We start from the raw sequence: 22,735 nt of genomic DNA on the forward strand, positions 1-22,735 counted from the left end.
CAGTCATTTGGCAAATTTCTCCAGCAAGCGTGGCGCAATCTTGTCCAAGGGGCGGATTTCAACCGCTGCATCGATGGCGGCCGCCGCTTTGGGCATGCCGTACACCGAACTGCTGTACTGATCCTGGGCAATGGTAAGAAAGCCCTGCTGGCGCATAAGCTTGAGGCCTTGAGCCCCGTCACGCCCCATTCCGGTCAACAGCACACCCACCGCATCGCCACTCCAGTGCCGGGCAACACTTTCAAAAAATACATCTATCGAAGGTCGATAAATTTCATTTACCGGCTCGGCGGTATAGGCCAGCGTGCCATTCTTCAATAGCCGGATATGGTGGTTGGTGCCCGCCAGCAGCACGGTCCCCGCCTGAGGCGCTTCACCGTCGAGGGCCAAACGAACATTGAGCCCGCACGAGTTGCTCAGCCACTCGGCCATTCCGGCCGCAAAAACCTGATCAACATGCTGAACCAGCACGATTGCCGCTTCAAAGTTCCTCGGCAGACCTTTGAGCAAGGTTTCGAGCGCTGCCGGGCCGCCTGCCGACGAACCGATCGCCACCAACCCGCCCCGCATACCCGGGACACGAGGCTGGGCGGATACCGGTGGGACACGCTTCTCACCCTGGCCCATCAACCAGCCGACATTGAGGATCTTGCGCAGCAAGGGCGCCGCCGCCTCCTTGGGGTTACTGCCACCCAACACCGGGGTGTCCACCACATCCAGCGCACCAAAACCCATGGCTTCAAATACGCGATGGACGTTTTGCTCGCGATCGATGGTAACGATCACAATGGCGCACGGGCTTTCGGCCATGATCCGGCGCGTGGCTTCGACGCCATCCATCACCGGCATGATCAGGTCCATCAGAATCAGGTCCGGCGTGTTCTCGGCACACAGGCGCACTGCTTCCTCGCCATCTGCGGCGACCCAAATCACCTGATGGGCGGGCTCGAACGCCAGCGCCCGACGCAGGGCTTCAACCGCCAAGGGCATATCATTGACGATGGCGATTCTCATGTTTGGGCTCCTCCAATGAGTTCAACCACTGCATCGAGCAGGGCATCGTCATGGAAACTGGCTTTAGCTAGATAATAGTCGGCTCCTGCATCCAGGCCGCGCCGACGGTCTTCTTCTCGATCCTTGTAAGACACCACCATCACCGGCATCGATTGCAATCGACTGTCACGACGCAACAAAGTGACCAGTTCGATGCCATCCATGCGCGGCATATCGATGTCGGTAATCAACAGATCGAAGTGTTCGGCACGCAAGGCATTCCAACCGTCCATGCCATCCACCGCCACAGCCACTTCATAGCCCCGGTTAAGCAGCAGCTTGCGTTGCAATTCGCGCACCGTCAGCGAGTCATCGACCACCAGAATACGTTTGCGGGTCAGTTCTGCGGTATGCCGATTACGCCGGTCGATACGCTCCAGACGTCCGGTGTTGAGTAGTTTGTCGACCGATCGCAGCATATCTTCAACATCTACGATCAATACGGGGGAACCATCGTCAAGCAAGGCCCCGGCCGCAATGTCCTGCACCTTGCCCAAGCGCGGATCGAGGGGCAATACCACCAGGGTTCGCTCACCGATAAAGCGCTCGACGGCCACGCCATAGACCGCGTCGCGCTCGCGAATCACCACGACTTTCAGGGTTTCATCGTCACTCTGGCTGGGTTGGCGCTGCAGCAACTGGCTGGCGGCAACCAGCCCTACATGCCGGCCTTCATGCCAGAAGTGCTGGCGGCCTTCAAGTTGCACGATTTCGTCCGGTTGCAGGTCACGCATGCGCTCGATATGCGCCAGCGGGAAGGCATAGGCCTCGTCTGCGACCTCAACCACCAGGCTGCGGACCACGGACAAGGTCAGCGGTACTTCCAGATGGAAGCGGCTACCACGTTGCGCAGTGTGCTCCAGCACAATGGCTCCGCGCAGCAGGCGCACCATGTGCTGAACGGCGTCCAGCCCCACGCCACGCCCCGAAACCTCGGTCACGATGTCACGCAGGCTGAACCCCGGCAAAAACAGAAAGGTCAGCAGTTCTTCTTCGCTCAGTTGCGCCACCGTCGACTCGGTAGACAGCTGACGCTCGACGATAGTGCGGCGCAAACGATCCAGATCAACACCGGCCCCGTCATCGCTCAGTTCAAGCACCAGCAAACCGGCCTGATGGGAGATGCGCAAGCGGATCAAACCTTCGGCAGGTTTACCCGCAAGCAGCCGCTGCTCCGGAGTTTCGATGCCGTGATCGACGGCATTACGCAACAAATGGATCAGTGGCGCTTCAAGCTTTTCCAGTACATCGCGGTCGACCTGAGTTTTTTCGCCTTCGATTTCCAGGCGAATCTGCTTGCCCAAGGCGCGGCCCAAATCACGCACCATGCGCTCCTGCCCGACCAGGACATCGGCAAACGGGCGCATACGACAAGCCAGTGCGGTGTCGTAGAGCAATTGCGCACGCTGACCAGCCTGCCAGCAGAACTCGTCGAGCTCGGCGGTCTGCTCACTGAGCAGGCGCTGCGACTCAGTCAGAATGCGCCGGGCATCTGCCAGCGCCTCTTCGGCTTCATGACTGAGGACCATGGTCTTGAGATGTTCACTGAGCGTATCCATTGCCCGCAGGTTGCTGCCCTGCATGCGTTTGAGGCGCTGTAACGTCACCAGGTAGGGCTTGAGACGCTGGGTTTCTACCAGCGATTTGCTGGACAAATCGAGCAGGCTGTTCAGGCGCTGCGCCGTGACCCGCAACACCCGTTCGCCGCTTTCGGTCAGCCGCTGGGGGCGACGCATTGGCTCTGGCGTAACCTCGGGCTCGGCCTGCAATAACGGCTCAAGCAAAGGTGCGGGGGCGTGCGGCATGGGTGCCAGTAACAGTTGCGACACATCAAATTCAGGCGGTGCCACATGCGCGTTCGCTGGGTCCAGCAACCCGTTCATGAGTGTCACGTAGGCGTCAATATCTGCCGGACCGACGTTGTCACTGCCAGGCGTGGCAATGCGCATCAACAAATCGGTGCCCTGCAACAGAGCATCTATATGCTCGGGTTGCAGGTACAAACGGCCTTCCTGGGCGCTGACCAGGCAGTCTTCCATCACATGGGAAACACTGACCCCGGCGTCCACTCCGACTATCCGGGCTGCGCCCTTTAGCGAGTGTGCCGCACGCATGCAGGCTTCAAGCTGATCGGCCTGCGTCGGGTTGCGCTCAAGCGCCAGCAAACCGGCATTGAGCACCTGGGTTTGCGCCTCGGCCTCAAGGCTGAATAGCTCGAGCAACGAGGCGTCGCGCATTTGCTCGGGGGTCATGTGAGGCTCCGGGTGATTGCGCTCAAAAGTTGCTCTTCATCCAACAAGCGCAGGCTGCGGGTTTTCCACTGCAGCACACCCTGGGTGTATTTGGCGCTGGCATGCTCGCCTGAACTCGACGCCGCTTTTAATTCATGCTCGGCGATGTTGTGAATACCATCCACCTCATCCACCGGCAGTACCACCGCCCCGCCGTGAGCCGCCACAATCAGCATGCGCGGCATGATCCGCAGCGATGTTGCGCCAGGCACCGAGGGGTCCAGCCCCAGCAGTTCGACCAGCGACAGGCACGGCACCAATGTGCCGCGCACATTGGCCACACCGCGCAAAGCCCTGGAGCGCTGATGCGGCAAGGAGTGAATCGACTGCATTTGTGCGACTTCATCCAGGCAGCGCGTGGCCAGCCCCAGCCACTCGTCACCCAAACGAAAAATCACCAGCGAGCACGTAGCGACTTTTTCTTCATGCGCCTGTGGTGCATAGAGTTCCTGATGTTCCTGTTCAAATGAGTAACGATCCAGCAAACGGGTCGCGGCACTCGAATAGACGGCGCAGTTACGGCAATGAATATGCTGCTCCAGCAACGGGCAGCTCTTGTCACCGTAGATACCAATACGGTTCCAGCAGTCATCAATGTCTTGTGCTTCGGAGTGAATCAAGTTCTGGGCTGCTAAAGCGCTCATTATTTACGCTCACTGTGGGCGGAACGCCCGTTACGGGCAGCGCGCTCGTTCAAGCGCTGGGCGCCTGCGACATCGCCTTGCGAAGCCAGCAGGGCCGCCAGATGGGCCAGTGCTTCAGAATGTTGAGGCTCCAGGTACAGCGCCTTGCGATAAAAAACCTGTGCCTGGGATGTCTGACCCTGAACATCGCTGAGCAAACCCAGCCAGTAAAACACTTCGGCCTGGGGCTCATGTCGTTGCAAAAATTGTTCGCAGGCGGCCCGTGCCTCATTACTTTTGCCTTCATTGGCCAAGCTGGCGATTTGCTCCAGCAGCGCTTTCGGTTCATCTGTCAGTGAACTCGGCTTTTGCGCGGTAGAGGTTTGAGGTCGCGGGGCAAAAGGTCGGCTGGCCGGTGGCGGCACTGGCACTGCCCGTTGTGGGCGGATCAACGGCTTGAATTCAGCCAGCACAGGGCGGGCTGCAGGTAATGGCTCACGACTGTGGCAAAAGGCAAACGACTGCGGCGCACCGATCGAGCGCATGCCCAGCCGGCTGAGCAGGTTGCCTTCGGCCGGGCCGATAAACAATACGCCATCATCACGGGTCATGCGCTTGAGTGCATCCAGTGCCTGCTGCTGGGTTTTAAGATCAAAGTAGATCAACAGGTTGCGGCAGAACACGAAGTCAAAAGGCTCGAAGCTGGCCAGCAACATGGGGTCCAGCAAGTTTCCGACATTGAAGCTGACTTGTTCGCATACCCGTGCCGACAGCTGATAACCGTCGTCCTCAAGGCTGAAGTAACGCTCGCGAAAGTCAGTTTGCTGCCCACGAAATGAGTTTTTTCCATACAGCGCTCTCTGCGCCCTCTGCACCGAGAGCGGGCTGACATCCAGCGCTTCGACTTTGAATTGATGCGCTGCAAACCCCGCATCAAACAACGCCATTGCAATCGAATAAGGCTCTTCGCCGGTTGAACACGGCAAGCTCAGAATACGCAGGGCGCGGCGACTGCCGATCTCGGCCAGACGTTCTCTGGCCAGACGCCCCAGCGTGGCAAACGATTCGGGGTAACGAAAGAACCAGGTCTCGGGCACGATCACTGATTCGATCAGGGCTTGCTGCTCATCCTGGGAGCTGAGCAGGTGCTGCCAGTAGCGATCGTTATCGGCCATGTTCAGTGCAGAACAGCGCTGGCGAACGGCACGCTCAATGATTGCCGGGCCGACCGAGGCCACGTCCAGGCCAATGCGCAGCTTCAGGAAATCGAAAAAACGTTGATCGTCACTCATGCGATCACCTGCTCACAAGCACCGTCATCGCTCGCAGGAAACAGCAGTGCATACACAGCGGGGCTAAGCAGGTCATCCACACTCAACCACTGCAATAGCCCTGACTCGTCTTGACGCACCGGCCCCAAGTAAGGTGCATCACGGTTATCCAGACCATAGGGCTGAAAGTCCGCCGGATCACAGCGCAAAGTGTCGCTGGCTTGCTCCAGTAGCATCCCCAGCAATTGGCCGCGATAGTTGACCAGCACCAGCCGGGTGCTGGTACGCGCCACGGCCGCGCTACCAAAGGTCATGGCGCTGATATCGATCACCGGCACCATCCGATTGCGATGAGCAAACACCCCGGCCACCCAAGCGGGTGCCTGGGCAATCGGCTTGAGCGGCGAACGTGCCAGCACTTCGACCACATCTGTGGCCGCCAGTGCGTAGCGTTCACTGGCGATGTAAAACACCAAAAACAGGCGTTCTTTCGACACCTTGGCGCCTGAGTGTTTGGCTAGAAGCTCGCTCATCAGACTTTAAAACGCGAAACGCCGCTGCGCAGCCCAACGGCAACCTGACTGAGTTCGTCGATCGCAAAGCTGGCCTGACGCAAGGACTCGACGGTTTGGCTGCTGGCATCGCCCAGTTGTACCAGTGCAAGATTGATCTGCTCGGCGCCCGTCGCCTGAGCCTGCATGCCTTCATTGACCATCAGCACTCGCGGCGCCAAAGCCTGAACCTGATGAATGATTTGCGACAGTTGCTCGCCTACCTGCTGCACCTCGGACATACCGCGACGTACTTCCTCAGAAAACTTGTCCATGCCCATCACGCCTGCAGAGACCGCTGACTGAATTTCGCGAACCATCTGTTCGATATCGTAAGTGGCCACAGCCGTCTGGTCGGCCAACCGGCGGACTTCAGTGGCGACGACGGCAAAGCCACGACCATACTCACCGGCTTTTTCAGCTTCGATGGCAGCGTTGAGTGACAACAGGTTGGTCTGGTCGGCCACTTTGACGATGGTCACCACCACCTGATTAATGTTGCCGGCCTTCTCGTTAAGAATCGCCAGCTTGGCGTTTACCAGATCGGCGGCGCCCATTACCGAGTGCATGGTCTCTTCCATGCGGGCCAGGCCTTGCTGCCCGGAACCGGCCAGTATAGAGGCCTGATCGGCTGCCGAGGTCACTTCGGTCATGGTGCGTACCAAGTCACGGGATGTGGCTGCAATTTCGCGGGACGTGGCGCCAATTTCGGTGGTGGTCGCTGCGGTTTCAGTGGCCGTGGCTTGTTGTTGCTTGGAAGTGGCGGCGATTTCAGTCACTGACGTGGTGACTTGCACCGAAGAGCGCTGAGCTTGAGATACCAGCGAGGTCAGTTCGGCCATCATGTCGTTGAAGCCGGTTTCAACCGCGCCAAACTCATCCTTACGCTCCAGATTCAAGCGTGAGCTCAAGTCACCGGAACGCATCACCTCCAGAATCGAAACGATGCGCTTCATCGGCGACATGATCGCCCGCAGCAACAGGAAGCCACAGAGGGCCGCCGCCAGCACGGCAATGATCAGCGAAATAATCATGCTTAACTTGGCGGTCAATACCGCATGGGCAATGTTATCGGTCGCAGTCGAGGCCGAATCACGATTACTGTCGATGACCTCGTTGAGCTGCATGCGGCCGGCCATCCAGGCTGGCGCCAGTTGCTCGGAAAGCACCTTATGGGCCTGTACGAAATCCTTGTTCTGATACAGGTCGAGGACACTGGCCAGCAGTTGATCGTAATCTTTGCGAAGCCCCAGGAACTCATCAAAGCGAGCCCTGTCTCCACCTTCAAAGATAGTCCTGCGGTAATTATCCAGCTCTTTGTTCAAACGTTCCTGGTAGCTGGCGTACAGCTTGCGGTCTTCGTTGGTCAGAGCACGCTGGTTGATAGAACCCACCAGTTCCAGGGTCAAGACATAACTGTCGACCCAGGCGCTGCGAACCATCGAACTGTAATAAACCCCGGGGATCGAGTCGGTGCGTACCGTCTCTTCGCTGCTCTCGATCGACAGCAGGCGCGAGTAAGCAGCAACAACCATCAACAGCATAATGGCGATGATTACCGCAAAGCTCGCCAATATGCGGTGGCGCAACGTCCAGTTCTTCACAGTCGATCCTCGGGGAGCTATACAAAATGATGGTGAGTATAGCCGAGGGTACGCAATGATTCGCACAGCGGTTGAGACGGATCTCACAGCAATAAACAAAAAAACCTACATTTTAAAATATCCAAAACGTGTAGGAGATCTCGATTTGAACTCATTGCTCTGTGGGAGCGATCCTGCTCCCACAGAGCACCGTGATTACGCGTTAAAACGTCAGTGCATTGGTCAGGTCACCCATGGGCGCCTGGCCGCGGGCTTTCATTGCATCGTCGCGCTGCTTGAGGCCATCAAGCATTTCCAACTGATGCACGCGAGTGATCAGGCGCAGGATCGAGGCCGTGTCATACACCGTGTGATCCACCGTACCCTTGCGTGCGAAAGGCGACACCACCAATGCCGGAATTCTCGTACCTGGCCCCCAGCGGTCACCCTTGGGCGGAGCGACGTGGTCCCACCAGCCACCGTTTTCGTCCACTGTGAGCACCACCACCATGTTCTCCCACTGCGCACTGTTGCGCAGCACCTTGAGCACGCGATCAAGGTGGCGATCACCAGCAGCTACATCGGCATAGCCGGCATGCAGGTTGAGGTTGCCCTGGGGCTTGTAGAAGCACACCGCAGGCAACTTGCCAGCCTCGGCGTCGGCCAAGAAGCGGTTGGTACTTGCCTCGTCCCCCAGGCCACCGTCACGCAGGCGTTTGCTGCGCTCGCTCGGGTTCTCCGGGCCTTGGTTCACGAAGTAGTTGAACGGCTGGTGGTGGTACTGGAAGCCAGGAATTTTGGGAATCCCCTCCGATCCCTTGAACTGCTCCAGCGTGGCCTGCCAAGCACCGGCATACCAAGCCCAGTCGATATTCTTTTGGTTCAGCTTGTCGCCGATATGCTCGTGGGTTTGTGGCACCAGCACGCTCGGCAGGTCGGACTTGGCGTAGTCCGGTCGCTCAGGGTCGCGGATCCAGGTTGGCCAGTAAGGCGGAGCCATGGTGTTTACCGCAAAACCATCGGGTGTCAGTGCGCTTGGGCCGAACTGCGGCGCGCCGGTCATGGCACTGGCCGGTGATTTCTCCAGGGGTTTGAGGCGCGTGCCGGTCGGGTCGTCCCCTTGCAGCACGGCAATCTGGGCTTCGGCAACTGAAGTGCCTGCGTTCGGATAGAACGGCACAGTGGCGCTGATCAGGTACTGGTGGTTGAGAAACGAGCCGCCAAATGCTCCCTGAAAGAAGTTGTCACACAGCACGAATTCCCGCGCCACGTCCCATAGACGCAGCGAATACCGCGTCTGGGCGTAGTAACCCATGGTGAAACCACCGGAGTCTGCCCAAGCGACGAACTGGTCATTCTTGCCGTCGTTGATCTGCATCTGGTTCTGATAAAACACGTGCCACAGGTCGCGGGTCACCAGGTTCAGCGGTAGATCTTCCTGATTGGGCCCTTTGAGGGCGAACGGGGCGTTGGCCAGGTTTTCCTGGTACTGCACACCAGGAGCGTAGGTCACACCATCGACCGTTTGCGGCCCTGTCTGCACTACCCCGCCCCAGACCGGTGGCAAGGTCTGTAACAGGCTACCGTCGCGGTCGCGCTGTTGGTAATCGGCGGGCTTTAGTGCCGACAACGGCTTCTCGACGCCGGGAAAGTTGGCGAACAGATTATTGAAACTGCGGTTCTCGGCATAGATCACCACGATGGTCTTGACCTGTTCGTGGAGCTTGCTGTCCAGTTCGGCAGGCGTCAGCGGCGCCGTATTGGCGGGACTGTCAGGCCCTGATCCACCATAAGCGCTCAAGGTGGCTGCGCCTACGCCCAGTGCAGCGGCACCGGCGAGAAACCGACGGCGGCTGCTATCCGCCGGGAGTTGGGTGTCCTGGTCTGTCTCGTCGCTCATTACATATTCCTGATCAAACGTAACAAAATATTTCTTGCGGGCAAGCTAGCAGGAGATTATGACGGCGAAGTGGCAGCGGTTCGCAGAAAAGAGCTGCGAGTTGGCATAAACAGGGGGGGGTTAGACAGGAACGCCCCGGGCCATTGCGGACCGGGGCGCTGAAATAGACATACCGCAGAGGGCTTTAGCCTTGGGCCTGTTTGACCTGTGCTTCCAGCTCGGCCTTGAGGCCAGGGTCGAGCTTGAGCTGCTTGGCCAGCTCTTCCAGGTATGCACGCTCCATAAAATGCTCTTCATCCACCAGGATCAGGCTGGCGATATACATTTCGGCGGCTATTTCCGGAGTGCTGGCGGCACTTGCCACCTCCGCAGGGTCCAGCGGTTTGTTCAGCTCTGCTTGCAGCCACTGGCGCAACGCAGGGTCGCCATTCAATTTGCTCAGCTCGCCATCGATCAACTGCCGCTCGCGCTCATCGACATGACCATCCGCCTTGGCGGCAGCCACCAGGGCCTTGAGGATCGCCTGGCTATGTTGCTCGACTTGCGCCGGCGCTACGCGGTCAATGGTTTGTGGTTCGGTTTGCGGTGCAGTGCCCTGATTGGCCTGCCAGTTGCCATAGGCTTTGTAGGCCAGCACGCCCAATGCGGCCAAGCCACCATAGGTCAACGCCTGACCGCCATACTTGCGCGCGCTTTTGTTTCCCAGCAGCAAGCCCAGGGCACTGGCTGCCAACGCACCGCCTCCGGCACCTGAGAGCAAACCGCCCAACCCACCAGAGCCGAGCAAATCACCCAGGCCCCCTTTGCTGGAACTGGAAGCGCTGCCTTGAGCGCCGGTTTTTTTCTCCAGCATTTGCTGGCCGGATTTCAGTAACTGATCAAGCAATCCTCGCGTACTCATAAACATCCTCTCGCAACAGGGTTCAAGGGAGCCAGAAAACCCGCCACCAGGCGGGTTTAGCGTGAAAAAAACGTCGAATCAGTCGCGCAGATCGGACTCATGGATCGGCTGATCACGGTGAGTAGCACGCTGATACTGGGCTGGCCAAGTGGCCTTTTTACCGCCCAGGTCATCGTCTGCGTGCAGCGCCCAGTACGGGTCGCGCAACAGCTCACGGGCCAGCAGAATCAGGTTGGCCTGACCGGTGCGCAGAATATGCTCGGCCTGCGCAGGCTCGGTAATCATCCCCACCGTACCGGTGGCGATACAAGCTTCTTTGCGTACACGTTCGGCAAAGCGTGTCTGATAACCCGGCCCGACCGGAATCTCGGCCGCCGCCGCAGTCCCCCCCGAAGATACATCGATCAGGTCAACGCCCAGCACCTTGAGACGTCGTGCCAGCTCAACGGTTTCATCCGGGTTCCAACCGTCTTCCACCCAGTCGGTGGCCGAGACCCGCACAAACAGCGGCAACTCTTGTGGCCACACCTCGCGTACAGCCTCGGTCACTTGCAGCACCAGACGAATGCGGTTCTCGAAAGAGCCACCATATTGGTCACGACGCTGGTTGCTCAAAGGCGAAAGGAATTGATGCAGCAGATAACCATGGGCCGCGTGTATTTCAACCACCGAGAAACCCGCCTCGAGCGCCCGTTTGGCGGCGGCGACAAAGGCCTGGATCACCTCACTGATCTGGGCTTCGTCCAACTGCGTCGGCGCAGTGTGCTGTGGGTCGAAAGCAATTGGCGAAGGCCCGACGGGCACCCAGCCGCCCTCCTCCACCTTGACGCTGCCGTGCTTGCCTAACCAGGGCCGATGGGTACTGGCCTTGCGCCCGGCATGCGCCAGCTGGATACCGGCCACGGCCCCTTGAGCGCGAATAAAGCGGGTAATGCGTTGCAGGGGGTCGATCTGTTCGTCATTCCACAACCCAAGGTCCTGGGCGGTGATACGTCCCTCAGGGACTACGGCGGTGGCTTCGGTAAAAATCAGCCCAGCGCCACCAACAGCGCGGCTACCCAGATGGACTAGATGCCAGTCATTGGCCAGCCCGTCGACGCTGGAGTACTGGCACATTGGCGAGACCGCAATGCGGTTAATAAGGGTCAGTTGACGCAGGGTGTAGGGTTCGAGCAGCAGACTCATGGGTCACCTCTAATTCCAGTGGGCGGGCTCCAGATACTTCGTTAGAGCCTAGTCGACATCACTGGATGAGGGGGAGTTCAGTACAAAACCTGTAGCGACTCTAATAGGGGCGCAAGTCCTCGTAGCCGCTGACGAGCTCCGCGAGGCTGCGTTCGGGTGCGTAGCAGCCGCAAAGCCTGGCATTGCGGTGGTTCAGACAAATCCTTGATTCAGGATTCACGGGCGCTGCGCACCCGAACGCAGCCTCGCGGAGCTCGACAGCTGCTACAAAAAAGTTTGCGGGCGTGAGTTAGCGCGGTTCGATATGGGCAATCATCAGTTGCACAGTTTCATTGCCGCGGAACTCGTTGAGGTCGAGTTTGTAGGCCAGCTCGACCCAGCGAATGGTCGGGTTCGGCCACACGTCGCGATCAATCCCGAAAGCGATGCCGTCAAGCTTTACGCTGCCGCATTCAGTTTTGAGCACAACTTTCAAATGCCGCTCGCCAACGATGCGTTGCTCTACCAGCTGGAACACCCCGTGAAACAACGGCTCGGGGAAGTGCTGCCCCCACGGGCCGGCATTGCGCAGAGCCCGAGCCAGCTCCAGATGAAACTCTTCAACCGCCAGGCTGCCGTCGGACAACATGCGCCCCGTGAGGTCTTCTTCACGCAATTGACGTCGGACTTCGGCATCAAATGCCTCGCAAAACAGAGGGAAGTTGGCCTCGGGCAAGGTCAAGCCGGCAGCCATCGCATGCCCACCGTATTTGCTGATCAAGTCCGGGTGTTGTGCGGCCACCACGCTGAGCGCATCACGAATATGAAACCCAGGCACCGAACGTCCGGAGCCTTTGAGCATGCCGTCGCCCGCATCGGCAAAAGCGAAGGTCGGCCGGAAGTACTTCTCCTTGAGACGCGAAGCCAGAATCCCGATCACTCCCTGGTGCCACTCAGGGTCAAACAGGCACAAGCCAAACGGCATGCTGTCGATGGTCAGGTCCTTGAGCTGGGCCAGAGCTTCACGCTGCATGCCTTGCTCAATGGATTTGCGGTCCTGATTCATCTCGTCCAGTTGCGCGGCCATTTCTCGCGCCGCATTGGCATCATCAGTGAGCAAGCATTCGATGCCCAGGCTCATGTCGTCCAGACGCCCGGCGGCGTTCAGACGTGGCCCCAGAATAAAGCCCAGATCGGTCGAGGTGATTTTTGAAGGGTCACGCTTGGCCACCTCCAAAATCGCCTTGAGCCCCGGACGAGCACGCCCGGCACGGATTCGCTCAAGTCCCTGATGCACCAAAATCCGGTTATTGGCATCCAGCGGCACCACATCGGCCACGCTGCCCAGTGCCACCAGATCCAGCAATTCGGCGATATTCGGCGCCTTGCTGTTCTGGTACCAGCCCAGGCTGTTCAAGCGCGCACGCAAAGCGATCAGTACATAAAAGATCACCCCTACCCCAGCCAGCGCCTTGCTCGGAAAATCGCAGCCGGGCTGGTTGGGATTGACGATGGCGTCAGCCGCTGGCAACTCGTTGCCCGGCAAGTGGTGGTCGGTCACCAGCACGCTTAACCCGGCCTTTTTCGCCGCGGCTACACCTTCGATACTGGAGATGCCGTTGTCGACCGTGATCAGCAACTGCGGAGTACGTGTCAGCGCGACTTCGACGATTTCCGGGGTCAGGCCGTAGCCGTATTCGAAGCGGTTCGGCACCAAATAATCGACATGAGCCGCCCCCAGCAACCGCAAACCGAGCATACCGACGGTGCTGGCCGTGGCACCGTCGGCGTCAAAATCGCCGACGATCAAGATGCGCTGACGCTGTTCGAGCGCCACCACCAGCAAATCCACGGCGGCATCGATGCCCTTGAGCTGCTGATACGGGATCAGCCGCGCCAGGCTTTTATCCAGTTCAGCCTGGGACTGCACGCCCCGTGCCGCGTAAAGACGCGTCAGCAGGGTTGGCATTTCGCCCAGAAAAGGCAGGATTTGAGGCAGTGGGCGAGGTTCGATGCGCATAAGCGGGTGATAGGTCTCTAGATCGTAAAAAAATGGTGCGGCTTAGCGTTCGCCTTGCAGCCACTGCAATTGCACTTCGTGCTGGCCGCGATCGTCGGTCACGAAGATCGTGCCTTCGCTGATCATCACGTCCCACTTGATAACTCGTGGCATATCTTTGGCCAGTACTTCAAGAATCTCTTGCGGGACGGCAGCGATATTGACGTTTTTCAGGTTTTTGATCGCTGGAATCACCTTGCCTTCCCACACGCGCAAGCTGCCATAGGCCAGCAAGCTGGTGCGCTCAGTGCGGCGCGAACACCAGGTCAGGCGGTCAGAATCAGGCTGGCCGACTTCGATCCAGTGCAAAACACGGTCATCCAAGCTTTTTTCCCACAAGGCTGGTTCGTCAACATCAGACAGACCACGACCAAAAGACAGCTGCTCGTTGTACCAGAAGGCGTAGGCCAGAAGGCGCACGGTCATGCGTTCTTCGGTCTCCGAAGGATGACGGGCGATGGTCTGCTTGACGCTTTCATAGACCCCGCGATCGAGATCGGTAAGGTTGAGTTCAAACTTGTAGGTCGTGGACGGCTGTGCCATGAACGGGCTTCTTGATACGGAGAAAGGCGGCAAGTCTAACCGATACACTGTCATTCAACGAATCGGCCAGCTTCTTGCGAGCGCTCGGCTATGTTAAAAGGCTGTACTCGCTCGCTCCCCCCGGACAAGGATTGCACATGACGCTCGCCACCAAACCCCTTTCGGGCCTCAAAGTCGTCGAACTGGGCACCCTGATCGCAGGGCCTTTTGCATCACGCATTTGCGCCGAATTTGGCGCACAGGTGATCAAGGTCGAATCCCCGGATGGCGGAGACCCACTGCGCAAGTGGCGCAAGCTATACGAAGGCACGTCGTTGTGGTGGTTCGTCCAGGCGCGCAACAAGAAATCCCTGACTTTGAACCTCAAGCACCCTGACGGCCTGAACATCCTCAAGGCATTGCTGGCGGACGCCGATATCCTGATCGAAAACTTCCGCCCCGGCGTGCTGGAAAAACTCGGCCTGGGCTGGGATGTGCTGCACGCGCTGAACCCGAAACTGGTGATGGTCCGCCTCTCCGGCTTTGGTCAAACCGGCCCGATGAAAGACCAGCCGGGGTTTGGCGCGGTCGGCGAATCCATGGGCGGGCTGCGCTACATCACTGGCTTTGAGGATCGCCCGCCGGTGCGCACCGGCATCTCGATTGGCGACTCGATTGCCGCACTGTGGGGCGTGATTGGTGCCCTGATGGCTTTACGTCATCGCGAAGTTAACGGGGGGCTGGGCCAGGTGGTGGATGTGGCGCTCTACGAGGCCATTTTTGCCATGATGGAAAGCATGGTGCCCGAGTTCGATGTCTTCGGTTTTATCCGTGAGCGAACGGGCAACATCATGCCGGGCATTACCCCGTCTTCGATCCATACCAGCCTGGACGGCAAGCACATTCAGATCGGCGCCAATGGCGACGCAATCTTCAAACGCTTTATGCAGATCATTGGTCGTGATGACCTGGCAAATGACCCGGCACTTGCCAGCAATGATGGCCGAGATGGACGTCGTGATGAGCTGTACGGGGTTATTGACCGCTGGGTCGGCTCGTTACCGTTGGAGACAGTGCTTGAGCGGCTGGGCACGGCACAAGTGCCCGCCAGCCGTATTTTCTCGGCAGAAGACATGTTCACTGACCCACAGTTTTTAGCCCGTGAAATGTTTCTGCAAGCCAGGCTGCCTGACGGTAAAGACTTCAAAATGCCCGGCATCGTACCCAAGCTGTCTGATACCCCCGGCTCTGCAGATTGGGTTGGACCCGAACTGGGTGCCCACAATGATGAAGTATTAGGCAGCTTGGGGTACGACGCCGCCGCAATCGCCAACCTCAAGCAAACCGGTGCCATTTAGGCTGATGGCCCATTCCTGGTGGGACCGAAGGAGATCAGCACAATGACTCATCGCTCGAAGTGGCGAAGCCCTTGGGCAGGCCTGATCACCTCGCTTTTACTGGCATGGACGCCCTGCAGCCAGGCCGAGCAACAGCTCATCTGGCTGATGCGTGACTTGCCGCCATTGACCGTGTTCTACGGCCCGCAGAAAGGTCAGGGCATCATCGATCAAGTGACGCAGATCCTGATAGATAGCATGCCGCAGTACCAACACGTGGTCATGCCGGTTAACCGCGCCCGCGCCCTGCAAATGCTTGCAGAGCCGTCTCTGACCTGCGATCCGGCCCTGATCTGGAACCCTGCCCGGGCCCGCTCGATTATCTACTCCGTGCCTGTTGCGGTTTTACACAGCAATGGCATGGCGATTCTGCGCAAGGACCAACAACTGATCGCCCCCTTTGTCCATGATGACAAGGTGGACTTGCCGAGCCTGTTAAATGCTCAAGCCTTGAAGCTTGGGCTCATCGCCAAACGTAGCTATGGCGTGTGGGTTGACGAGTTGCTGTCACAGAGCCCGGCGAGCCAGTTTTTCATGCATTACGGCAACGACCCGCTGGGCAGTCTGTTGCAGATGCAGCATGCAGGTCGCATCCAGGCGCTACTGGGATATTGGCCGGAAATTCAGGCCAAGATCAGCCAACAGGGCTTGTCGTCCGAAACAATGGTGTTTTACCCCATTCAGGGTGCCCCCGAGTATCAAACCATTTACGTCGGCTGTTCGGACACACCTGACGGTCGCGAAGTCATTCGCAACGTTAATGCGGTACTTACCAAAATCGGGCCGATGCACTTGCCACATCCGGATCCGCAGTGACAAAAAAACCATAAAAAAACCCCGAGAAGTGGGGAGACAACTCGGGGTTTAACAAGGTCAAGATGACCTGCTCAACAGGCTACAAACATCGGAGCAATATGCTTGATCCTGCCGATGCAAAATCAGACACGCAGAAATCGCAGGAAGTTCCCCCGGCATATGCAATTAATTCGCACTACCCGTTCTCAAAAAGGAACTCCGGTATGACTCCAGCAATTGCCCCAACCCGCCTATGGTTACGGGCTTGGGCAAGCAACCCAACACCTTGAGACCTTGCTTGCGAGCCATACAGACCGCCATTTCGACGACTTGAGGCTCAGTAGCATTCAGGATGATCAAAGCACTCGCTTTACGCTTCAGCGCCAACTCGCTGATCAGCTCCAGACCTGATGCCCCTTGCATATTTAGATCACAAATGGCGACATCGATGCCCCCGCTCTTGAGCAAAGAGTTGCGGGCGCAATCCACGCTTACGGCCGTCAGCACGTCGAAAATACGGAATGCGTTGAGCATCTGATGCAGCACCATCAACTGAAATGGGTTGTCTTCAAGAATCAATACTTTCAGAGGTCGCATCATGGGCCTTCAGACATAAACCTACTGTTATCGAGGAGATCAACCTTAGTAGGCCTAACGACCAAGAAACATCGGACATATCCGAAAAAGCAGGGGGAAGTTCAAAAAACTGTATTTAACCTTTGAAACCAGTCTCACGAGTCCCACTTTCTGGCTTCATGCTCATCAAACCACCCTCCTACCAAGCCCTCCAAACGTCCGGAAACGGAGTAAAACGGGACGGTCCACTGATAGATCTCCATACCTCCCGATTTAAACTCCACCCAACGCTTCTGGTAGTAAGGCCTTCGGCTTTGCAGCATGTGCATGATTTCGCCCTGAAACTGCTGGGCCAGTTGATCAGGAAACAAATTGACGTCCGTGACCTTCAGCCCGCAAATCTGCGCCAGATTGACCGATAACCGCTCTTCATAGCATTGATTGCAGGTGAGCAACTGACCTTCAAGGCCCAGCACAAAGATCGGGCTGGGGATGCCATCCAGATAACGCTGGCTGAGCTCCAGCTGCGCCTGCAGGGCTTGTTCAAGCTGGCGCCCAATAATCAGTTGCCTACGTAAAAATCGGTTGTATGAAAACAGCATGAGGCCGACTACCAGCAAACCCGCTATCGCCCAGTACAGCCACTCGGAATGATACAAGCCACTGTCGATAACAAGCGGTTTGCCAACGCCCCCAGCCAGTTGGCTCTCAACGCGCGAAATTCGGTCACTGGTATGGCCTCCAGAGCCTTGTTCATGATGCTGAGCAGCTCAGGGTACTGGTCGGGTATCGAAAAACTGGCGGCAGCCCAGCGCCCGTCCACACTGCGCCCGACCTTGAGACGCCCCGGCGGATACAAATGCGCCTGGGTCTCGCTCTGGACGGTCGCATCCGCCTCGCCCTGAGCGACCGCGTGGCGCGCCTGGGCATAGGTATCGACCAGCCGCAGGGTGATTGCAGGGTATTCACGTCGAACCAAGTCTTCGAGGGCATGCCTTGCTGGAAGCACCAGGGTTTTTCCGGATAGCTGGTCCAATGACCCCAGGCGAGAATCATTGACGCGCACGACAAAAACCCAGGGAGCGCCACCGTAGGAATGGGTGAAGTTCAAATAGGCTTTGCGCTCACGACTTCTGGAGAGGCTGGCGTTCATTTGCGCCTTGCCGCTTTTGAGCATGGCCAAGGTTTGCGCGGTTGAAAACACCTCTTTATGCACAAACTGCAAGCCGGTCATGCGTGAAATACGCGCCAGAATATCAATGCTCAACCCCGCCCATCGACCGTCCCCGGTCCTGAAGGAGTACAACGCAAACTGCTGTGTAGCCAGGGTCACAACCGGATTACGCGCGATCCACTCCCGCTCGCCAGGCAGCAGGTTGATGCGTTGTTGCGCAATGCTGCCTTCAAGGCCGGTCGTCCAGCGGGAAAGGACCATGCGCGAGGTGCTCTCATCAAGGCTGGACAGGGCTTTTTCGATCAGGGAAGCAAGCTGAGGGTCAGAACGACGGGATGCAAATGCGAGTCCGTAAACAGGTAACGCGCTGTGCCCGATAATGTGCAGTTGCGAATAAGGCCGAATGCTTTTGAATGACTGCACAATGAGTTCATTACCGATAAACGCATCAACGCCCCCTTCTGCCAGTGTTTCCATCGCACTGTGCAAATCGGGAATGTTTATGATCTCACTGTCAGGGTAAAACGCATGGACGGTCAGAATATCGACGTAGCCATCGACCACCCCGATTTTTTTACCGGCCCAGCCTGTAACCGGTTTAGCCTCACCTGCACGGCCGACCAGAACCAGCCGATCAGTCATGTACTCCTGGGAAAAAGTGATCCCCTCGACCCCTCGTTCAAAACCACTGGCACTGGTCAGAATGTCGATCTTCCCGGCCAACAGCTCTGCAACGGCTTGATCGCGTTTTCTGAAACCAAGGACTTCAACAGTTGCACCCAGTTTGTCGCGCACGATACTGAGGTATTCGGCACTGAGGCCTTGATATTGATTGCGGTCATTGGTGATATCGACAGGTTCGTGATCGCCGAGGGCGATACCAACCCGCAGCGCGCCATGATTGGCCAGCCATTGCTGATCAGCGGCATCCAGTTGCAGCGGCTTGAACTCGACAGGGCCTGTTCCAAGGCTCAAGGGCAATCCGTGGTTGCCAATGGCCTGCGGCATAACGCTTAAAAAGCCCATAAACAGCACTAGGCGCATCCATGTTTCAGATGCCCGGCGAAGACGTGACATGACAGCATCCTTGACTGAGCGCTCGCCAGCATACGGGGGCGAAAACCGAACAAGTCTGCCATGCACAAACAAAAAAGCCCGTCAGATGACGGGCTTCAAAACGCGTAAGACGAATGCCTTTAAAGGGCCTTGCCGCGATTGCCATGCTGGCTGACAAAGGCCTGAACAGCCTTGAGGTCATTGGCCAACACCGTGTAGCGCTCCTCTCGTTCAAACAAGTCAGAAAGGTGCGACGGCAGTTCAAGGGTTTTTCCTATGCCTGCTTGTTCAACCGCATCAGGGAACTTGACCGGGTGCGCAGTGCCCAGGATAACCATTGGAATATCCAGGCTACGACGGCATTCGCGGGCGGCACGCACACCGATGGCAGTGTGCGGGTCCAGCACTTCGCCGCTCTCGGCAAATACCTGGGCGATGGTTTCGCACGTTTGCTCATCATCCACCGCCAGCGAGTCGAACAGGCGACGCGCTTCGGTCCAGCGGTCATCTTCAACGCTGAAGTTACCGGTTTGCTTGAAGGTATCCATCAGGCCGGCAACTGCCGCGCCATTGCGACCGTGAAGGTCGAACAACAGACGCTCGAAGTTCGATGACACCATGATGTCCATCGACGGCGACAGGGTCGCGTGCAGGGTGTCCTTGGCGTACTGATTGCCGCTCATGAAACGATGCAGGATGTCGTTGCGATTGGTGGCAACGATCAACTGGTTGATCGGCAGACCCATGTTGCGTGCCAGGTAGCCCGCAAAAATATCGCCAAAGTTGCCGGTAGGCACCGAGAACGACACGGAACGGTGCGGCCCGCCCAGTTGCAGGGCTGCATGGAAGTAGTAAACGATCTGGGCCATGATTCGCGCCCAGTTGATCGAGTTCACGGCAACCAGGCGCGTGCCCTTGAGGAAACCCTGATCGGCGAAGCTGGCCTTGACCATTTCCTGGCAGTCATCGAAGTTGCCTTCGATGGCGAGGTTATGGATGTTGTCACCGAACAGTGTGGTCATCTGGCGACGCTGCACTTCCGACACCCGGTTATTGGGGTGCAGGATGAAAATATCGACGTTTTCGCAATGCTTGCAGCCTTCAATCGCAGCCGAGCCAGTATCACCGGAAGTCGCACCGACAATGACTACGCGCTCGCCACGTTTTTCCAACACGTAGTCAAGCAGGCGACCGAGCAGTTGCAGGGCGAAATCCTTGAACGCCAGGGTCGGGCCGTGGAACAGTTCAAGCACCCATTCATTGCCATTGAGCTGGCGCAGTGGTGCTACCGCTGCGTGGGAAAACGCACCGTAGGTTTCTTCGAGAATCTTTTTGAAGTCTGCGTCCGGGATGCTGCCGGCAACAAACGGGCGCATCACCCGAAACGCCAACTCGTGGTACGGCAAACCTGCCCAGGAAGCGATTTCTTCCTGGGTAAAACGCGGCAGGTTTTCCGGTACATACAAACCGCCATCACTGGCCAGACCGGCCAGCAATACATCTTCAAAATTCAGGGCCGGTGCCTGGCCACGGGTGCTGATATAGCGCATGTCTTCAAACCTTCGGTTTGAGCGCCAAGCGGCTTGGAGCCTGCCGCTTGGCGCCATCAATTAATTTAGGTGTTCAACGCGGATACGAACCACTGGGCCCACTACACCCTGCAACGCTTCAAGCGCCGCAATGGCATCGTTGATGTGCTGCTCGATAACACGATGGGTCAGCAGGATCATTGGCACCAGACCGTCGTGCTCTTCGACTTCTTTCTGCATGATCGATTCGATATTGATGCCACGCTCGGACAAGATACTGGCCACTTGAGCCAACACGCCAGGGTGGTCTTTGGCCTGGATGCGCAAGTAGTAGGCGCTTTCGCAGGCCTCGATCGGCAGAATCGGGTGATCCGACAGCGAGTCCGGCTGGAAGGCCAAGTGCGGTACGCGGTTTTCAGGGTCGCTGGTCATGGCGCGAACCACATCAACCAGGTCGGCAATCACTGACGAAGCGGTAGGCTCCATGCCTGCGCCAGCACCGTAGAACAGGGTCGAACCGGCAGCGTCACCATTGACCATTACTGCGTTCATTACGCCATTCACATTGGCGATCAGACGGTCAGCCGGGATCAGCGTCGGGTGCACACGCAACTCGATACCGTTGGGAGTAATGCGCGCAACGCCCAGGTGTTTGATGCGATAGCCCAAGGCTTCTGCGTAATTCACATCCGCGGTTGTCAGTTTGGTGATGCCTTCGGTGTAGGCCTTGTCAAACTGCAGCGGAATGCCGAAGGCAATCGACGCCAGAATCGTCAGTTTGTGTGCCGCATCGATACCTTCAACATCGAACGTCGGATCCGCTTCGGCGTAACCCAGTGCTTGCGCCTCAGCCAGCACGTCTTCGAAGGTACGGCCTTTTTCGCGCATCTCGGTGAGAATGAAGTTACCGGTGCCATTGATGATGCCCGCAACCCAGTTGATGCGGTTGGCCGACAGGCCTTCACGAATCGCCTTGATTACTGGAATGCCGCCTGCAACAGCAGCTTCGAACGCGACGATCACGCCTTTTTCCTGCGCCTTGGCAAAAATTTCATTGCCGTGAACGGCAATCAGCGCCTTGTTGGCAGTGACCACGTGCTTGCCGTTTTCGATGGCTTTGAGCACCAGTTCACGGGCGATGGTGTAACCGCCAATCAGCTCGATAACAATGTCGATTTCAGGGTTGGTCGCAACAGCGAAGACATCGTTGGTAATGGGGGTACCGGTAATGTCGCACTGAGGGTTTGGCGTACGCATTGCAATTTGCGCAACCTGGATACCACGCCCGGCACGGCGGGCAATCTCCTCGGCGTTACGCTTTAGTACGTTGAAGGTGCCGCCACCGACGGTCCCGAGCCCACAGATACCTACTTTGACCGGATTCACGCTGAACTCCCCATAAAACGGCCGACTCAAGGTCGGCCGTGGAAAACAACCGTGGATCACCACGGTTCTCTATTAATAGCCGGGCAGTGGAACTGCCCCGCCATGATCGTCAAAGGCTTACCGTGACGACGCAGGATTATTTAACACTGAGTGCCAGCTTGCCAACCTGTGCAGCAGGCTGATAACCCGGAATTACCTGACCGTCAGCCAAAACAATGGCTGGCGTGCCGTTTACTCCGATGGACTGGCCCATCGCAAACTGCTTGGCAACCGGGTTGGCGCATTTTGGCGCCTCGACCGTTTTGCCATCAGTCATTTTGTCCATCGCGCCTTTCTTGTCCTTGGAGCACCAGACCGCTTGCAACTGCTGGTCGCCCGGAGAACCAAGACCCTGACGTGGGAACGCAACATAGCGCACTTCAATCCCCATTTTGTTCAGTTCCGGGACTTCGGCGTGCAATTTGTGGCAATAAGGACAGGTAGTGTCGGTAAATACCGTGATGTGCGACTTGGTTTCGCCAATTGCAGGGTAAACAACGGTTTCTGCAACCGGAATACCATTGATCAACTTGGCGACGCCAACACGCTCGGCCTGCTCGGTCAGGTTGACCGGCTTACCGTCCTTGAGTTGAAACATATAGCCTTGAACGATGAACTGTCCATCGGCACTGGCGTACAGCACGCGGCTGCCTTTAAGTTTGACCTCATACAGGCCAGCCATCGGGCTTGCGCTGATGCTCTCGACCGGAACATCCAGTTGCAGTGTTTCAAGGCTCTTGCGAATAGCTTGCTCGGCGCCGGTATCGGCGAACGAGAACGTACTGACCAACGCAATGGCTGCGGCGGCAAAAATTTGGGTCACACGCATGGGAACTCCTGAAGACGGACAAAGCGGCCAAATCTC

Annotated in this window: 19 protein-coding genes; 2 read left to right on the forward strand and 17 right to left on the reverse strand. The window is 57.6% G+C overall.

Annotated features, from left to right (window positions below; translation table 11 throughout):
• Positions 1 to 3 precede the first annotated feature (3 nt).
• The 11 genes from N7D90_RS19255 to N7D90_RS19305 all read right to left on the reverse strand — a co-directional run bounded on the left by N7D90_RS19255 (position 4) and on the right by N7D90_RS19305 (position 13,939).
• On the reverse strand, positions 4 to 1,014 hold the full coding sequence (locus tag N7D90_RS19255; protein WP_261739484.1) for a chemotaxis response regulator protein-glutamate methylesterase: 1,011 nt from the start codon (positions 1,012 to 1,014) through the stop codon (positions 4 to 6).
• Positions 1,011 to 3,305: a hybrid sensor histidine kinase/response regulator gene (locus tag N7D90_RS19260; RefSeq protein WP_261739485.1), complete on the reverse strand. Its 2,295-nt coding sequence runs from the start codon at positions 3,303 to 3,305 to the stop codon at positions 1,011 to 1,013. The genes N7D90_RS19255 and N7D90_RS19260 overlap by 4 nt, the downstream gene beginning before the upstream one ends.
• On the reverse strand, positions 3,302 to 3,988 hold the full coding sequence (locus N7D90_RS19265) for a chemotaxis protein CheW (RefSeq protein WP_261739486.1): 687 nt from the start codon (positions 3,986 to 3,988) through the stop codon (positions 3,302 to 3,304). Before N7D90_RS19265 ends, N7D90_RS19260 begins: the two co-directional genes overlap by 4 nt.
• Positions 3,988 to 5,259 carry a CheR family methyltransferase gene (locus N7D90_RS19270; RefSeq protein ID WP_261739487.1) on the reverse strand — a complete coding sequence of 424 codons (1,272 nt, stop codon included), beginning with the start codon at positions 5,257 to 5,259 and terminating at the stop codon, positions 3,988 to 3,990. Before N7D90_RS19270 ends, N7D90_RS19265 begins: the two co-directional genes overlap by 1 nt.
• Entirely contained in the window at positions 5,256 to 5,771 is a 516-nt protein-coding gene (locus N7D90_RS19275) for a chemotaxis protein CheW (protein ID WP_261739488.1), read from the reverse strand. Before N7D90_RS19275 ends, N7D90_RS19270 begins: the two co-directional genes overlap by 4 nt.
• Positions 5,771 to 7,393, reverse strand: a complete 1,623-nt coding sequence (locus N7D90_RS19280; protein WP_261739489.1) for a methyl-accepting chemotaxis protein — start codon at positions 7,391 to 7,393, stop codon at positions 5,771 to 5,773. The genes N7D90_RS19275 and N7D90_RS19280 overlap by 1 nt, the downstream gene beginning before the upstream one ends.
• Before the next feature lie 202 nt (positions 7,394 to 7,595).
• Positions 7,596 to 9,272 carry an acid phosphatase gene (locus N7D90_RS19285; protein WP_261739490.1) on the reverse strand — a complete coding sequence of 559 codons (1,677 nt, stop codon included), beginning with the start codon at positions 9,270 to 9,272 and terminating at the stop codon, positions 7,596 to 7,598.
• A 184-nt stretch (positions 9,273 to 9,456) separates the two neighbouring features.
• Positions 9,457 to 10,173 (reverse strand): tellurite resistance TerB family protein, encoded by a 717-nt coding sequence (locus N7D90_RS19290; RefSeq protein WP_261739491.1) that lies wholly within the window; start codon positions 10,171 to 10,173, stop codon positions 9,457 to 9,459.
• Positions 10,174 to 10,251: 78 nt separating this feature from the next.
• Positions 10,252 to 11,358: an NADH:flavin oxidoreductase/NADH oxidase gene (locus N7D90_RS19295; RefSeq protein WP_261739492.1), complete on the reverse strand. Its 1,107-nt coding sequence runs from the start codon at positions 11,356 to 11,358 to the stop codon at positions 10,252 to 10,254.
• 289 nt (positions 11,359 to 11,647) lie between these two features.
• Entirely contained in the window at positions 11,648 to 13,357 is a 1,710-nt protein-coding gene (gene recJ, locus N7D90_RS19300; RefSeq protein WP_261739493.1) for a single-stranded-DNA-specific exonuclease RecJ, read from the reverse strand.
• 42 nt (positions 13,358 to 13,399) lie between these two features.
• A complete protein-coding gene (locus N7D90_RS19305; RefSeq protein WP_261739494.1) occupies positions 13,400 to 13,939 on the reverse strand; it encodes a YaeQ family protein in 540 nt (179 codons plus the stop codon).
• Positions 13,940 to 14,076: 137 nt separating this feature from the next.
• On the opposite strand from N7D90_RS19305, the gene N7D90_RS19310 reads away from it, so the two are divergent.
• Together N7D90_RS19310 and N7D90_RS19315 are read left to right on the forward strand one after the other, a co-directional pair.
• Positions 14,077 to 15,276, forward strand: coding sequence for a CaiB/BaiF CoA transferase family protein (locus tag N7D90_RS19310; protein ID WP_261739495.1), 1,200 nt, complete (start codon positions 14,077 to 14,079; stop codon positions 15,274 to 15,276).
• 42 nt (positions 15,277 to 15,318) lie between these two features.
• Entirely contained in the window at positions 15,319 to 16,131 is an 813-nt protein-coding gene (locus tag N7D90_RS19315; RefSeq protein ID WP_261739496.1) for a TIGR02285 family protein, read from the forward strand.
• Positions 16,132 to 16,296: 165 nt separating this feature from the next.
• Here the strand turns inward: N7D90_RS19315 and N7D90_RS19320 are convergent, their stop codons facing one another.
• The 6 genes from N7D90_RS19320 to N7D90_RS19345 all read right to left on the reverse strand — a co-directional run bounded on the left by N7D90_RS19320 (position 16,297) and on the right by N7D90_RS19345 (position 22,699).
• Entirely contained in the window at positions 16,297 to 16,710 is a 414-nt protein-coding gene (locus N7D90_RS19320; protein ID WP_261739497.1) for a response regulator, read from the reverse strand.
• Positions 16,711 to 16,841: 131 nt separating this feature from the next.
• Positions 16,842 to 17,306: a PAS domain-containing protein gene (locus N7D90_RS19325; protein WP_261739498.1), complete on the reverse strand. Its 465-nt coding sequence runs from the start codon at positions 17,304 to 17,306 to the stop codon at positions 16,842 to 16,844.
• Positions 17,307 to 17,311: 5 nt separating this feature from the next.
• Positions 17,312 to 18,937, reverse strand: a complete 1,626-nt coding sequence (locus N7D90_RS19330; protein ID WP_261739499.1) for a transporter substrate-binding domain-containing protein — start codon at positions 18,935 to 18,937, stop codon at positions 17,312 to 17,314.
• Between the two features lie 119 nt (positions 18,938 to 19,056).
• Complete coding sequence (gene thrC / locus N7D90_RS19335; protein WP_261739500.1) at positions 19,057 to 20,466, reverse strand: threonine synthase; 1,410 nt, start codon at positions 20,464 to 20,466, stop codon at positions 19,057 to 19,059.
• Between the two features lie 60 nt (positions 20,467 to 20,526).
• Positions 20,527 to 21,831 (reverse strand): homoserine dehydrogenase, encoded by a 1,305-nt coding sequence (locus N7D90_RS19340; protein WP_261739501.1) that lies wholly within the window; start codon positions 21,829 to 21,831, stop codon positions 20,527 to 20,529.
• Between the two features lie 136 nt (positions 21,832 to 21,967).
• Entirely contained in the window at positions 21,968 to 22,699 is a 732-nt protein-coding gene (locus N7D90_RS19345) for a thioredoxin fold domain-containing protein (RefSeq protein WP_261739502.1), read from the reverse strand.
• Between the last annotated feature and the right edge of the window lie 36 nt (positions 22,700 to 22,735).

This window comes from Pseudomonas fragi, assembly GCF_025426255.1.
GTDB lineage: Bacteria > Pseudomonadota > Gammaproteobacteria > Pseudomonadales > Pseudomonadaceae > Aquipseudomonas > Aquipseudomonas kulmbachensis.

What these genes read in the sequence shown, in the direction of transcription:
- N7D90_RS19255 (WP_261739484.1), bottom strand. Translation starts at nt 1,014, where the DNA reads ATGAGAATCGCCATCGTCAATGATATGCCCTTGGCGGTTGAAGCCCTG.
- N7D90_RS19260 (WP_261739485.1), bottom strand. Translation starts at nt 3,305, where the DNA reads ATGACCCCCGAGCAAATGCGCGACGCCTCGTTGCTCGAGCTATTCAGC.
- N7D90_RS19265 (WP_261739486.1), bottom strand. Translation starts at nt 3,988, where the DNA reads ATGAGCGCTTTAGCAGCCCAGAACTTGATTCACTCCGAAGCACAAGAC.
- N7D90_RS19270 (WP_261739487.1), bottom strand. Translation starts at nt 5,259, where the DNA reads ATGAGTGACGATCAACGTTTTTTCGATTTCCTGAAGCTGCGCATTGGC.
- N7D90_RS19275 (WP_261739488.1), bottom strand. Translation starts at nt 5,771, where the DNA reads ATGAGCGAGCTTCTAGCCAAACACTCAGGCGCCAAGGTGTCGAAAGAA.
- N7D90_RS19285 (WP_261739490.1), bottom strand. Translation starts at nt 9,272, where the DNA reads ATGAGCGACGAGACAGACCAGGACACCCAACTCCCGGCGGATAGCAGC.
- N7D90_RS19290 (WP_261739491.1), bottom strand. Translation starts at nt 10,173, where the DNA reads ATGAGTACGCGAGGATTGCTTGATCAGTTACTGAAATCCGGCCAGCAA.
- N7D90_RS19295 (WP_261739492.1), bottom strand. Translation starts at nt 11,358, where the DNA reads ATGAGTCTGCTGCTCGAACCCTACACCCTGCGTCAACTGACCCTTATT.
- recJ (WP_261739493.1), bottom strand. Translation starts at nt 13,357, where the DNA reads ATGCGCATCGAACCTCGCCCACTGCCTCAAATCCTGCCTTTTCTGGGC.
- N7D90_RS19305 (WP_261739494.1), bottom strand. Translation starts at nt 13,939, where the DNA reads ATGGCACAGCCGTCCACGACCTACAAGTTTGAACTCAACCTTACCGAT.
- N7D90_RS19310 (WP_261739495.1), top strand. Translation starts at nt 14,077, where the DNA reads ATGACGCTCGCCACCAAACCCCTTTCGGGCCTCAAAGTCGTCGAACTG.
- N7D90_RS19315 (WP_261739496.1), top strand. Translation starts at nt 15,319, where the DNA reads ATGACTCATCGCTCGAAGTGGCGAAGCCCTTGGGCAGGCCTGATCACC.
- N7D90_RS19320 (WP_261739497.1), bottom strand. Translation starts at nt 16,710, where the DNA reads ATGATGCGACCTCTGAAAGTATTGATTCTTGAAGACAACCCATTTCAG.
- N7D90_RS19330 (WP_261739499.1), bottom strand. Translation starts at nt 18,937, where the DNA reads ATGTCACGTCTTCGCCGGGCATCTGAAACATGGATGCGCCTAGTGCTG.
- thrC (WP_261739500.1), bottom strand. Translation starts at nt 20,466, where the DNA reads ATGCGCTATATCAGCACCCGTGGCCAGGCACCGGCCCTGAATTTTGAA.
- N7D90_RS19345 (WP_261739502.1), bottom strand. Translation starts at nt 22,699, where the DNA reads ATGCGTGTGACCCAAATTTTTGCCGCCGCAGCCATTGCGTTGGTCAGT.